The sequence below is a fragment of the Chryseobacterium vrystaatense genome (genome assembly GCF_000737765.1).
Taxonomy (GTDB): Bacteria; Bacteroidota; Bacteroidia; order Flavobacteriales; family Weeksellaceae; genus Chryseobacterium; species Chryseobacterium vrystaatense.
Window position 1 is genome coordinate 567,860 of sequence record NZ_JPRI01000002.1, and the last position, 14,000, is coordinate 581,859.

Genomic DNA, 14,000 nt, shown 5'->3' on the forward strand with positions numbered 1-14,000 from the left:
CTATAATCTTAAGATTTCTTATAAACCAGATAACATACCAAAAGGCTTATGTTGACCACTACCGCAAATGCATTTGATACAATAATAGGCAGTTCATCTTTCATAAAACCGTACCATACCCATAACGAAAGCCCTGAAATTAATACCAGAAGCATTACCAGTGAAATATCATCTACGTTCTTCTCTTTAATCACCTTGATCAATTGAGGGATCATCGATATAGACGTAAGGACTCCTGCAATGATGCCCAGAACATTTTCATTCATAGTTTAAATTCTTTCATGAAGATATGAATTCTACGGTAATCTTTAAACACTTGAGAATTATTTAAAGCGGGCAATAGAAACCTCTTCATGCAGCGGAATATTTTCTTCAATAAACTGATACAGGCTTTTTGAAAAATAACAGCCATTTAAGATTCCTCTGGCTCCAAGACCATTGAATACATAAAGGTTTTTAAATGACTCATGTCTTCCGATAATCGGTCTTCTGTCTTTCACCGTTGGTCTGAAGCCAAAATTTACTTCTTCTACGTCGAAATCATTAGGATAAATTTCAGAAAGACCATTGACAAGTTGTTCAACTGCAGACTCATCTACATGATGATGGAGTTGCTCCCTATCATAAGTTCCTCCATAGAAGTGAAGTCCGTTATCTGTGGGAAACAGGAAATGCTTCTTTTTAATGGTAATATCCTTTGGAATAGCTTCGGAGAGTTTTACTTTAATATGATGTCCCTTATTTGGAATAACGGCAATATCTGAAAAGAAAGGATTTTCTTTCACCCCCATTCCTTCGCAGAATATCATATTTTTAAACTGTAGATCTTTATATGAATCGGCAGAAGTGTCCAATTTTTCGTAATCAAATTTTTCTTTGACCAAAAATTCATTTTTTTCTAAAAAAACAAATAGATCATTGAAAAATCCACTTACCTGGAGTCTGGCAGACTGATTGACCTTTCCGGTGTTAAAGTCGTTTTTTACCCCTTCTAAATGATCGAAATTTTCATCAAGGAAGCTTGAAAGTTCATCACTTTTGGATTTCTTCAGCCAAAGGTTCTGTTCATTTTCGTCATGAAAAATTCTGTGTATAGGTAAATCGATGAGATAATTTTTCCCGGTATAGGATTCGATTTCAACTAAAGTATCTTTAAGGAAGTCAATTTGTTCCTGTGCTTTCCAGAATGTAGTAAATTTTTTAAGAACCACAGGATTAATAATTCCTGCAGAAACCTGAGAGGCACTTTTTCTTCCTTCAGAAAACAGAACAAAAGATTTGTTATGTTTAAGGAGCTGATGTGCAAAAAACAATGCTGCATATCCATCTCCAACGATGATATAGTCTATATTTTTCATAATAAAAAAACCTGAGTAAAAGTACTCAGGTTTTGTATAAATATCAAGTGAAATCTTAGTAATTCCACATATCATTTTCCATGCTAAGGATTTGACTTTTGATTCTTTCGCTTTCAGCCAATTGATCATCGGCATCTTTAGGGATATAGTCCTTGATTGTACCATCTCCTAAACCTCCTGATGATTTATAAATAACTGAAGAGAATCTTCTTGCATTGATGATATCATCAAAAGACAGGTCTGCAGAAGAATTTTTTCTGTTGAAAACATAATTGTTTGCCAACACATCTCTTGCATTTGGATAGAAGATCCAGAATAAGTCAATAAGCTCGTCATTACTGGCAATTGGCTTACCATCTGGTCCAATAACTCCCTGTACAGCAGGATCTGGTCCCATTGCTGCAATACCAAGAGGTCTGTATTTCATCTGTCCGTCTCTCTTATCGATAAACCACATACCCATGATCTTAAGAACTTTTACTTTATCAGTAGTAGTCTTGAAAACGTCGGTATATTCTTTTTTCTCCTGATCTGTTAATTGTCTTCCAGAGTTAAGGATATCAATAGCCGCATCATTAATGATTACTTTCTCCAATCTTTTTTGTATCCCTTCCGGTGTTAATTTCACCGTAAAGTTTTCATCATCATAAACCTGCTCTATTTTTCCGCTTAACGCTGCATCCAATAATAACTGGTATAGAGATCTTGTAGGTGTTGCAAGAAGTCCATCCGGATTATCATAGTAGAATGGCTGGTTGATCTTATCATTCATATCAATGATCTCCCATACAAACATACTCTTATAGATATCTTTATCTTCTACAAAACCATACTCAAGAGGCTTTACTGTCTTATCAATAATAGTATCACCAACTTTTTGTTTGTTTTCCTCTCTCATCTGTCTGAACTCTTCCGGAGAAGTTGCGTTCAGAATAGTTTGGGATAAAGCGAATCCCGAAACTAATACTAAAAGGGTGCTAATATATTTTTTCATAATAAATTACAATTTTAGTCCTATGGAATATTAATGATTATAGGAGTAATGTTTTTAATTACCTGACCGTCCAGACCCTGAGCAGTAACTTTGATATCAAAGATAGAAACTACATCTCCAGATCTAAGATTCTTCACCAATCCAGCGGCATCACTTAATGAACTTCCGTGAACTAATAGAGCTGCTCTTCCCGGTACTCTTACCATAAACTGAGTTACAGTAAACGAAACAGGGAAATCAAAATCAGGTATAGCTGCCTGTACTGTTTGATTCTGAATAGACGTTGCAGGCATTGATACCATACTCTGTCCTCTGATCTGCCCTTGTGGCGGTGGTACATTCTTAATTCTATACTCAAATACCTGAGATACAGATTTTCCATAAGGATCTATTCCTGACAATGTAAGCTTAACTGTATTACCTGAAGTAGGTTTCACACTCCACTTACCGCCGCCTAAGCTCTTCACAGAAGCTCCAGGAGCAGATAATGAAAGTTTAGAATTATCAGCACCTAAGATTGATCCTGAAACAGGGTTCTCAAGTCCTCTATACATTACATTCATTTTATCAGCAGAAAGCAATAATCCTTTTTCAAGTTTAACTTCTCTTGGTCCTGCAATCACATTATAAGTATGTGTCCATGGGAAACTTTGAGGTTTTCCTGTAGCATCCGTTAAAGTAATTGTTCCTCCAAGTTTATGTTCTCCGATACCGGAACCTGAAATAGAGGTAATTCCTTTTCCATTTTCTACACGGCTTACCCCAGAAATAGAAATCTTATTGCTGTTTGAATAAGTACCTAACATTACTTTTACTTCAGCCTGTTTTCCTGACTGGATATCAACCGGACCGGAAACGATAGGCTCATAACTTGAGAACTTGATGTTTGCATCAACCTTTTCCTGAAGTAATAATGCCAATGCATCAGACTGTACGTTTCTCGCATCATTCTGGATAATCTCCAGGTTAGAAATCGCAGCGATTAACGGCTGGTGATAGAATTTATTCTGAAACCACGTTTTATCGTTAGGAGATTTCCCTTTTGGATATTCAGCGATCAAAGATTTATTAGCTCTGTCCACTAAATCTTTTAGCTGTCCATTATTTCCAAATGTTGCGTTGATATAATTTCTTACGTCATCAATTTTAGCTTTCAAGTCTAAAGCTCCTTTTGAAGGAGTATTTTCCTCTCCTTCTTTGAAGAAATATTCTGTAGTTGCTTCATTATTATTAAGTGCCGCAAAATTTTCGCTTACATCAATATCTTTTCCAGTTTTTGGATCTTTATCATGAAAATCCGACTGCTTTTTAAGGTTATCTTTGATACCCTGAGCAGCAGCTACTAAAGCATCAATCTTACCTTTTAGAATTTTATACTGTCCCCAAGGCTGTGCGTAGGTATCTGGAACCTGCTGTGCTTTAGCCTCAAGCGTTTTTTCAAAAATCTTTTCGTTTTTATTCTCAGTTAAAGTTCTTGTTTCATTCAAAGCTCGGGTAGAGTCATAGTATGATCTGATGATTTCTGCATCAATATTTAGGGCCATCATCGCGATGAACACCAAATACATCAGGTTGATCATCTTCTGACGAGGGGTCTGTTTTCCTTGTGCCATTCTCTTTTCTTTTAGTTTTTGATTAAGTAGTTAAATTTAGAAATGGTTAGGAATTAAGACTTCATAGCAGTTAGCATACCACCATAAACTCTATTTAAGCTGTTAAGATTAGTTGTTAAACCTTGTAACTCTTGATTGAATTTTTCAGACTGTTCTGCAGACTTCTGCATATCTGCTACATATTTGTTAGCAAATTCAGATTGTCTTTTACCGCTTTCAAGTTGCATTACGTATAAAGCATTCATACTTTCCATATGCTGAGCAGCTTTATTAAGCTGGTCATTATATTTATGAGTAGATGCTGAAACGTCTACAGTTTGATTGATCTGATCAACAGAGTTAGAGAACTTGTCAATACCTGTTCTCAGTCTGTCAAACAACTGAACGTCCAGTTTTGCATCCTGAAGCATTTTGTCTAATTTATTTGAAAGAGAATTTTCTAATTCTGCTAAATGGTTAGCATTGTTTTTAGATGACACATTAGAGTGTAGAGGATTTGGGTTGGCATGCTTATCTAACAATTCAGGATAAACATTTTCCCATGCATAAGATTCTTCTGATTTTGGAGGGTCAAATGCGAAAATGATAAAGATAATAGCCTCCGTAATAAGTCCCACTGTAAGAGCGATATTACCATTAATTGGTCCCAAGGTAATGTGAGTAATTTTAAGCCAAGCTCCAAGAATTACAATTGCAGCACCGAATGAATAAAAGAAATTCATCCAAGCATCTTTAGTCTTAAACATATTAAGTTAGTTTTTTTAATGTTAAATAAAATTGTTATTGAAAAATAGTTGTCTGGTTAATTATCTGTTAACTCTTCTTGGCTTCACCGCTGCTTCAGGAATATCCTGTACAGTTCTGAATCCGATATAGCTTCTTGCGGAATCTTTTCTTTCCCAATCTCTAGCACCTGTCATCAGGGCATATCCTATATCTTTCCAAGATCCACCTCTTACTGTTCTCTTCGTATCCTTTTTATCTTTCGTAGAAGGATTTAACGTAGATGAGAATCCATAAGAAGAGTTGTTATACGCAGATTCTGTCCATTCAGAAACGTTTCCAGCCATATCAAATAACCCAAATCCATTTTTCTTAAATTTCTTTACTGGAGCTGTATATGTATAAGTACCTTTTTTCTCGTCTTCCATGTAGTTACCTCTCTTAGGTTTGAAGTTGGCCAAGTAGCAACCTCTGTCATCCATTAAATATGGACCACCCCAAGGGTAAGTAGCATTTTGCATTCCGCCTTTTGCAGCATATTCCCACTCAATTTCTGTAGGCAGACGGAATATTAATGGTCTTTGTTTTTTTCTTTTTAAGCTTTCGTTGTAGTCTGTTTTCAGTTTAGATCTGAAGTTACAGTACGCTCTTGCCTGATCCCAGGTTACTCCTACTACAGGATAATCCTTGTAGGCTTTGTGCCAGAAATACTGCTCGAACAACGGCTCGTTGTAAGTAAAGTGGAAATCATTTACCCAAACTGTAGTATCAGGGTAGATGGCAATGCTTGAACTCTTAAGGTAGTTAGCACCTCTTTCGTTGTCAGCAAGTGCAGCATCCATATCTCCCCATTGATAGCTGTATTTTAGTTTACTAACGTCTAAAATTCTTTCGTTTCCAATTCTGGAAGAAGCAGGCAGATACATAGATTCTAAAACCTCTGCATATTCTACATCAGGATACTTTCCTGTACTCCAATGTAAAGGTATTTTCCAATCTAATCTTTTAGTTGGATCATAACCACCATCTTCTCTTCCTCCCTGGCCTTCCAAATATTCCTGATAAGGCGTTAAATTTTCTTCTTTCTTAGCAAGGTATGCATAATCTCCAATGCTTGCTCCTCTACGTCCACCTTCTTCACCGCCTTCCCCAGCAGCTTCGGCAAGTAGAGATCTCGCAATGGAATCTCTTACATAATTAATAAATACCCTGTATTCTGCATTAGTAGTTTCCGCTTCATCCATGAAGAAAGAAGAGACCGTAACAGTTTTCAATGCTGCTTTCTCAGGAGTATTTGTTGGATCCTGATCGGCCAGACCAGCAACAAATGAACCTGCTGGAATAGCGACCATTCCAAATGGTCTTTCCGCAACAAATGATTTCGTTTTTTCTCTTGGTATCAATTCTCCTTTTGTTCCAGGCTTCCCTACAGAAGAACTGCCACCACCTGAACAAGATACTGATGCTACCGACGCAGACAATAATAAAAGAAATATCCTTTTCATGTTAATTTTTATAATTAAGCCGTAAATATATAATTTTTTTAAGAAACTTTTAAGATTTTTTTTGAAATAACGGAAGAAATCTAAATTTATTTTATTTACAACTTGTTTTTATTCCACGGTTACTGATTTTGCAAGGTTTCTCGGCTGATCTACATTGGCCCCTCGGTATACAGCGATGTAGTAAGCTAATAGCTGTAAAGGCACAGATGCGACAATCGGTGAGAAACATTCTGAAGTCTCAGGAATTTCAATAACATAATCTGCCATTGCACTTACCTGTTTATCTCCTTTATTAACAACAGCAATGACTTTTCCTTTTCTTGCTTTAATTTCCTGAACATTACTCACAATCTTATCATAGTGTCCCTTTTTAGGAGCAATAATAACGATCGGCATATTCTCATCAATAAGGGCAATAGGTCCATGCTTCATTTCTGCTGCCGGATATCCCTCTGCATGAATGTAAGAGATCTCTTTCAGTTTCAGAGCACCTTCTAACGCGGCAGGATAATTGTACCCTCTTCCTAAATAAAGGAAATTCGTAGCTTTGATAAAGTCTTTGGCAATGCTTTGAGTCAATTCATGAGTGGCGCTTAACACCTCTTCTATCTTTTTAGGAAGTGCATCCAATTCAGCAATTAAGCTCATGAATTCAGCGTTTCCTAAATTACCATTATGCTTTCCTAATTTAAATGCTATTAATGTAAGAATGGTTAGCTGTGCAGTAAATGCTTTTGTAGAAGCTACCCCAATCTCAGGACCGGCATGAGTATATGAACCGGCATCCGTAATTCTTGCAATGGAAGAATCCACTACATTACATATACCATATATAAATGCCCCTTTTTCTTTCGCTAACTTTAACGCAGCCATTGTATCTGCAGTTTCTCCGGATTGAGAGATCGCAATCACAACATCCTTATCAGTTATAATAGGATTTCTGTATCTGAATTCTGAAGCATATTCTACTTCTACCGGAATCCTTGCATATTCTTCAATAAGATATTCTCCGATAAGACCTGCGTGCCATGAAGTACCACATGCAATGATTATAATTCTGTTTGCATTTTTGAATCGTTCCAAATGATCCCAGATCCCAGCCATTTTAATAATTCCTTCATCTACAAGAAGTCTCCCTCTCATTGTATCATGTATAGACTTAGGCTGTTCAAAGATTTCTTTAAGCATAAAATGCTCATATCCTCCTTTTTCAATCTGTTCCAAGCTTAATTTAAGCTCTTGAATCTCAGGCTCGATCTTTGAATTATCATTAATAGTTCTGATGTCTACACCACTTTCCAATGAAATAGTAGCCATGTGTCCCTCTTCAAGATAGATTGCTTCTTTGGTAAATTCTACAAAAGGAGAAGCATCTGAAGCGATGAAGTATTCTTTATCGCCGATTCCAATAGCCAGTGGAGAACCAAGTCTTGCTACAACCAATACTCCCGGATAATCTTCATGAAGTACGGTAATAGCATAAGCTCCGTATACTTCATTCAAAGCATATCTTACAGCTGTAGGAAAATCTGTTTCAGAGTTCAGATCCATGAAATACTGAATAAGGTTAACCAATATTTCTGTATCTGTCTCTGATTTAAAAGTAAATCCTTTTTCTGTAAGCATTGTTTTAATGGTATCATAGTTTTCTATGATACCATTATGCACAAGTGCTATTTTTTCGTTATTTGATAAATGTGGATGTGAGTTTCTATCACTTGGAACTCCATGAGTAGCCCAACGGGTATGCCCCATTCCTATTTTAGCAGTTCCTTTTAGCTGTGCAGAGATATTAACCAGATCATCTACCTTTCCTTTTGTTTTTTCTACTTCAAATTTGTTATTTGAGCCTTCTAAAACAATTCCCGCACTGTCATATCCTCTATATTCTAATCTTCTAAGACCGTTGATCACAATATCATACGCATCCTGAAATCCTGTATATCCTACAATTCCGCACATATTTTTTCTAGTGTTTTTTTTTATTTTTTTGTCCCGTAAATGATTTTTAACTGAATGCTGTTAGAATTATTCTTATCTGTACCAACATAAACACCTCTTTCCATTGCAAATGCTCTCAATGTATATTTATAACCAAGGAATTTACCCGTATCAGTAGGAGTAAATTTTCCAGCATTAACGATCAGTGTATTATTAGCCAAAGTACCTTCAACAATATCTTTAACCGTTTTCGTTATGACGAAATCATAATATTCAGGTTTTTTGTTATCTTTCAGCCAATCCAATCCTGCTATCTGATCCTGGGTAAAGCCAGTATAAGTAATAACCTTTGTAGTCGGATTGATGTTATCCAGCGGTAGAATATTAAATTTTCTATCTTTTCTAAGGTAGTTATTTTCCCAAGAAGGATCAGCATACATTCTGATTTTAGCACTTACGATTGCAGCTTTATTATCATTATATAATTTTTTAAGATCCGTAATAGTTTGATCAGGAATTTTTACAGCTATAGATGGCCCCCCCATTCCCTGTATATACAGCTTCTTGTCTCCGTCTGTTGGGTTGATTTGTGTTAAAGCATTACCCCACGCAGAAGTTCCTCTATTATATTGATACTGCCCAAAACGGGTATTTCCTGCAATGTTTAATTTAAAAGTAAACTGAGGTCTTGTTATAGTACCGTTATCATTTTTTTCGTTGGTATAATACATTACCACTTCCATCGAATCTGGATTAAACTGCAAAAGATATCCATCTGTATCCGTAACAGAAAGTCTTATCCCTTTAAAGTGTCTGGTAAAGTTAGCCGCGTCCATAAGTTCAGGCTTACCATTCTTATCAAGAATTTTAGTCTGGAAAAAATCCTTATCTAAACGAATCCTAATTGCCGGATCAGTAGATGTGAATAATGTTGAATTATCCGATTTCTTTGTAATTGTTTTAGCAGTTACAGTTCCGTTAAACACCGTAGAACCTAATGCAGTTCCTGTATTGACCGTTACATTAGATCTTTTGAAAGCATCATTATTACCATCTAAGAATGTTGTAACTTCATCTACATTGATATGTAATAACGTATTTGTTCCTCCAGGTCCTAATTTCATCTTACCATATTTATATTGATAATCAACAGGATACTCTTTTACCACTGTAGATACTGGTACAGTTTCAGTTCCTACCAGTAAATTCTCATCCTTAACCGGACGTGTAACTATTGAGTCGGGTACATAAGCAGGTTTCATGACAAGCACCACAGAATCTATTTTTGGAGTTTTTCCAAACTCAAAATTATCAGTACTCATTCTCAACTGAGCAAGAAATGATGCTTTCTGCATCCCAAACTGTCCTTCATCGAAAGCCCCTAAAACAGCAGCAGCTGTTGAATTAGTTTCGCTTACTATACTTAAAAGCCTGCTGGCATCACTTCTGATGGTATCATTATTATTAATATTGTAAGCAATAAGTGGATAAGAAGTTTCATTGCCTTGTGCAGCCCCATCAATAAACAGCTGCTCACCAAGCGAATCCGCTTCCGGTTCGCAGTTATAAAGAAGAGCACTTCCGAAAACAGCCATAAAAAGCATGGCTAAAGTCCTTTTAACAGTATAAGTCATTAAAAATGTGATTTAATAAAGTTGGTTTATAGAATCTACGTCCACGTATTCAGACTTTGGAGTTGATGTTTCATTGAATCCCTTATCAAGGTCCTCATCTAAAAACTCATCTCCCTTCACAACCATGTCTACGTAATTCATACTTTCGATAACAAAATTTTTAATCGTCGGATTCTCTAACGCTTTTAATCCTGAAATATTATCGAAAGTTAATTTTTCAGCGATATTTTTATCCAGATCAGCATCTTTCTCATTGTATAAAGAAAGAACAATTTTAGCGTCTTTGAAGTAAGTATCAGATTCGTAATAAGTCTTAAGGTAAATTGGAACAAAAGAAGACATCCAGCCATTCAGGTGGATTACATCCGGAACCCAGTTCAGCTTTTTAATGGTTTCAATAACACCTCTTGCAAAGAAAATGGCTCTTTCGTCGTTATCATCGAAAGGATTTCCTTCGTCATCGACATAGTACTGTTTTCTTTTGAAGTATTCTTCATTATCAATAAAGTAAACCTGAAGTCTTTCCCCAGGAAGAGATGCTACTTTAATAATCAAAGGCTGGTCCAAGTCATTGATAATAATATTCATTCCTGAAAGACGGATCACCTCATGAAGTTGGAATTTTCTTTCACTTATTTGTCCAAATCTTGGCATAAAAACTCTTACATCATTGCCTTCATTGTGCATCTTAAGTGCCATTTTGTTTACCACTGCAGCCATATTTGTGTCTTCCTGATATGGATACATCTCTGTAGTAATGTACAGTATTTTTTGATTCGGCATAAATTTCTATCTATATTTTTGTAAAAATGCTTTAATGTGCAAAATTACAAAAAAACATCCAACATTATTTTAATTAACATTATTTTACGATAATTCCTATTTTCAAATTATTAAAAACTCATATAATTATGTGATATTTTTAGTATTTTTGAATTAGTATTAAAATAAACTATGGAAGTTATAAAGAACAAGAAAACCCTTCAGGATTTCATTGAAAGACAGAAAGAAATGGGGAAAAAGATAGGCTTTGCTCCTACCATGGGAGCCCTACATAAGGGCCATCTTTCCCTGTATGAAGAAGCCAGAAAAGATAATGACCTGGTCATTTCTTCAATTTTTGTAAATCCAACCCAGTTTAATAATCAGGAAGACCTGGAAAAGTACCCAAGAGACGTCAACAGGGATATTCTTATTTTACAAAATTCAGGATTAGTGGATGCCGTTTACATTCCTGAAGTAGCCGATATCTACCCAGAAAAAACAGAAAGCCAGCATTACGATTTTGACGGACTGGAAAATGAAATGGAAGGAAAATCAAGACCCGGACATTTTGATGGCGTAGGAACTGTTGTAGAAGAGCTTTTCAGACAAATTCAACCAGATCATGCTTATTTCGGAGAAAAAGATTTTCAACAACTGGCCATTATCAAAAAAATGGTTGAAAAGAAGCATCTTCCGGTAAAAATAACAGGTGTTTCAATTTACAGAGCAGAAAACGGATTGGCCTTAAGCTCCAGAAATCAGAGACTTCATGAAGACCGAAAAGAAGTATCAAAAGTAATTTACCAGACATTAAACAAAGTTAACGACTGGTTCAGAACTGTCACTATTCCAGAAATAAAAGAAAGGGTGACAGATATTTTTGATCACGAAAAAGGAATGAAATTAGAATATTTTCTTATTGCCGACGAAGATACACTGAAAGAAACTGATTTCTTTTACAAAGACAGGAATTACAGAGCATTCATCGTAGTTGTAGTAGATGGTGTGAGATTAATTGACAATATGCATCTTGATTAAGATTAAACATGCGTTCAACAAAAAAAGCATACTATTTATAAGAATTAAGCTCTGACATATTGATCAGAGTTTTTTTTTGGTCAGATCCCAAAGTAGTACGGAAAATCACAGGTTTAATTTTTTGTCACAAAGTCACTCTTCACTACTTTATTATAAGCGCAACAAAAGTACAATAGCCTTACACCAATTGCGATTTGGTGTCATACATCAATCTTTGATTGGACATACTTTTTGTATTGTAGAAAATTTAAGAACAAACTCACAACCCCAAAATAGTTCTGCTCAATTCGCAAGTTTGTCACGAGATTCTTTTTGTGTATAGTATATAAAAAAAATCAAAGGTCTCTTGTGGAAACCTTTGAAACACCAAATCACAAAATATTAATATGAAAAAAATTTACTTTTCAGTAAACTTGTGACCCGGCTGGGATTCGAACCCAGGACCCATACATTAAAAGTGTATTGCTCTACCAGCTGAGCTACCGAGTCGGTCACTTGTCAACGAGTTTCATTTAATCAAATGTTCTCGTTTTTAAGAGGTGCAAAGATATAACTTTTTTTTATATCTGCAAACTTTTTATTTTAAAAAATCAAAGGTCTCTTGTGGAGACCTTTGAAACACCAAATCACAAAATATTAATATGAAAAAAATTTACTTTTCAGTAAACTTGTGACCCGGCTGGGATTCGAACCCAGGACCCATACATTAAAAGTGTATTGCTCTACCAGCTGAGCTACCGAGTCGGCCACAATTACGAATGAAATAAATTCATTAATAATCATTAATTTTTTTCTTTGCAGTGCCTGCGACTGGACTCGAACCAGCACATCCTTAGGAAACCACCCCCTCAAGATGGCGTGTCTACCAATTTCACCACGCAGGCTATAAAATTACAAAAATCTAGTAATCTTTTTCGCTTGTGACCCGGCTGGGATTCGAACCCAGGACCCATACATTAAAAGTGTATTGCTCTACCAGCTGAGCTACCGAGTCGGTCACTTTAGTAACGATTTGCATTTGAATAATGTCCCTCGTTTTCAGTGGTGCAAAGATATAAGTTTTTTCTTTATCTCAAAACTTTTTTGCAAATTTGTTTAAAAAAAATTCATGGTTATTTCACTCATCGGATACATGGGATGTGGCAAATCTCACATTTCCAAAATATTAAGCGACAAAATAAATTTTAACCTGATAGACCTCGATAAAGAGATTTCTAGACGAAATAAATTAACCATTCCTGAGATTTTCGAAAAACATGGAGAAATTCATTTTAGAAAGCTGGAAAGAGAGGCCTTGGAGGAAATACTTGCATCGAAAGAAAATGTAGTTTTAAGCCTTGGTGGTGGCACTCCGGTTTACTATAATAATATGGAGATTATCAACAACAGCTCGAAAAGTATATTTTTAAAAGCTTCTGTCGGTACTTTATATGAAAGGATTTCAAAACAGAAAGAAAAGAGGCCGTTGATTGCCAATATTTCTGACGAAGACCTTCCGGAATTTATTGCTAAACATTTATTCGAAAGAAATGTTTTTTATGGTAAAGCACAATTCAGCGTTATTACAGATGCAAGAGATCCTGAAGATATTGTTCAGGAAATAATAGAAAAGCTCTATCTCTAGAGCTTTTTCATTTTTAATCTTCGTTTTCGGTGGTTCCTTCCGTGGTTTCTCCGAAAAAATCATCCCAGTCTGTAAAGTCTGAGGCGATGTCATTTCCTACATACTCGTCCATGTCCCTTCTGTCTCTTTTAGTAGGCCTACCTTCTCCTTTAATTCTATAATAATCCTGTGACATTTTACGGAGTTTCAATAACTCATACTGCTCCTTGTCTGTCACATCCTGTATATGAAGAGAAACTAACTTTGCTCCGAGCCTGCTTTTAGGGATCTGAATAACTTTTATTTTATAATCAATCTGGTTTTTGCGGATTTTAATAACATCTCCTTCTTTCACCTCCTTAGACGACTTCACAGCAGAGGTTCCTAAGAAAACTCTGTTCTTTTTAATTTCCTCTGTTGCAATACTTCTCGTCTTATAAAAACGAATGCACCATAAAAATTTATCTATTCTCATATTTTTTTATACTTTTGCCGTTATATTATTTGTAAAGTAATTAAAGTTTTTTGAAATGAAAAAAATATTTTTATATATCCTTGCGGGATCTTTATGTTTTTCTGCATGTAAGAAAGATGACGAAGTTGAAACTTATAAAGAGCCTGAAGACATCGCTGTTCAAAACAGCTATGACGATCAAGCCATTAAGAAGTTTATGAATGATAACTATCTGGATGCTCAGGGAAACATAAAAACCTTCAGTACAACAGATACCAGTGATGACAATGAAAAAAAATTATCAGACCTGCCCTATGAAACACTTCCATCCGGAACTATCTACATTATGAGAGAAGGCGCACAGCCAACTGA

Annotated in this window: 12 protein-coding genes and 4 tRNA genes; 2 read left to right on the plus strand and 14 right to left on the minus strand. The window is 35.6% G+C overall.

The features are described 5' to 3' along the window. Positions 1–8: 8 nt before the first annotated feature. The 9 genes from IW16_RS08170 to IW16_RS08210 all read right to left on the minus strand — a co-directional run bounded on the left by IW16_RS08170 (position 9) and on the right by IW16_RS08210 (position 10,551). Positions 9–266, minus strand: a complete 258-nt coding sequence (locus IW16_RS08170; protein WP_034742015.1) for a SemiSWEET transporter — start codon at positions 264–266, stop codon at positions 9–11. Between the two features lie 57 nt (positions 267–323). Next, on the minus strand, positions 324–1,358 hold the full coding sequence (locus IW16_RS08175) for an NAD(P)/FAD-dependent oxidoreductase (RefSeq protein ID WP_034742771.1): 1,035 nt from the start codon (positions 1,356–1,358) through the stop codon (positions 324–326). A gap of 55 nt (positions 1,359–1,413) precedes the next feature. Further along, positions 1,414–2,352, minus strand: coding sequence for a type IX secretion system ring subunit PorN/GldN (porN, locus tag IW16_RS08180; RefSeq protein WP_034742018.1), 939 nt, complete (start codon positions 2,350–2,352; stop codon positions 1,414–1,416). Between the two features lie 20 nt (positions 2,353–2,372). Continuing rightward, the gene (gene porM / locus IW16_RS08185) at positions 2,373–3,965 is read right to left on the minus strand and encodes a type IX secretion system motor protein PorM/GldM (protein ID WP_034742023.1); all 1,593 of its coding nucleotides are present in this window, start codon (positions 3,963–3,965) and stop codon (positions 2,373–2,375) included. A 53-nt stretch (positions 3,966–4,018) separates the two neighbouring features. Next, complete coding sequence (gene porL, locus IW16_RS08190) at positions 4,019–4,711, minus strand: type IX secretion system motor protein PorL/GldL (RefSeq protein WP_034742026.1); 693 nt, start codon at positions 4,709–4,711, stop codon at positions 4,019–4,021. A 60-nt stretch (positions 4,712–4,771) separates the two neighbouring features. After that, entirely contained in the window at positions 4,772–6,193 is a 1,422-nt protein-coding gene (gene porK, locus IW16_RS08195) for a T9SS ring complex lipoprotein PorK/GldK (protein ID WP_034742029.1), read from the minus strand. Between the two features lie 108 nt (positions 6,194–6,301). After that, positions 6,302–8,155, minus strand: coding sequence for a glutamine--fructose-6-phosphate transaminase (isomerizing) (gene glmS / locus IW16_RS08200; RefSeq protein ID WP_034742032.1), 1,854 nt, complete (start codon positions 8,153–8,155; stop codon positions 6,302–6,304). 20 nt (positions 8,156–8,175) lie between these two features. Then, positions 8,176–9,768, minus strand: a complete 1,593-nt coding sequence (locus tag IW16_RS08205) for a DUF4270 family protein (protein ID WP_083536121.1) — start codon at positions 9,766–9,768, stop codon at positions 8,176–8,178. Between the two features lie 12 nt (positions 9,769–9,780). Further along, positions 9,781–10,551, minus strand: coding sequence for a glycogen/starch synthase (locus IW16_RS08210; RefSeq protein ID WP_034742036.1), 771 nt, complete (start codon positions 10,549–10,551; stop codon positions 9,781–9,783). Positions 10,552–10,722: 171 nt separating this feature from the next. Here IW16_RS08210 and panC point away from each other — a divergent pair, with 171 nt between their 5' ends. Then, entirely contained in the window at positions 10,723–11,571 is an 849-nt protein-coding gene (gene panC / locus IW16_RS08215; RefSeq protein WP_034742040.1) for a pantoate--beta-alanine ligase, read from the plus strand. Positions 11,572–11,987: 416 nt separating this feature from the next. On the opposite strand, the gene IW16_RS08220 is transcribed toward panC, so the two are convergent. The 4 genes from IW16_RS08220 to IW16_RS08235 form a co-directional block, all read right to left on the minus strand. After that, positions 11,988–12,060, minus strand: a tRNA-Lys gene (locus IW16_RS08220). 182 nt (positions 12,061–12,242) lie between these two features. After that, positions 12,243–12,315: transfer RNA gene (locus IW16_RS08225), tRNA-Lys, on the minus strand. Between the two features lie 57 nt (positions 12,316–12,372). Then, a tRNA-Leu gene (locus IW16_RS08230) sits at positions 12,373–12,455 on the minus strand. Positions 12,456–12,492: 37 nt separating this feature from the next. After that, a tRNA-Lys gene (locus tag IW16_RS08235) sits at positions 12,493–12,565 on the minus strand. Between the two features lie 114 nt (positions 12,566–12,679). Here IW16_RS08235 and IW16_RS08240 point away from each other — a divergent pair. Further along, the gene (locus tag IW16_RS08240; protein WP_034742043.1) at positions 12,680–13,195 is read left to right on the plus strand and encodes a shikimate kinase; all 516 of its coding nucleotides are present in this window, start codon (positions 12,680–12,682) and stop codon (positions 13,193–13,195) included. A 13-nt stretch (positions 13,196–13,208) separates the two neighbouring features. Here IW16_RS08240 and IW16_RS08245 read toward each other — a convergent pair whose 3' ends face one another. Further along, positions 13,209–13,649: an RNA-binding S4 domain-containing protein gene (locus IW16_RS08245; RefSeq protein ID WP_034742046.1), complete on the minus strand. Its 441-nt coding sequence runs from the start codon at positions 13,647–13,649 to the stop codon at positions 13,209–13,211. Positions 13,650–14,000 lie beyond the last annotated feature (351 nt).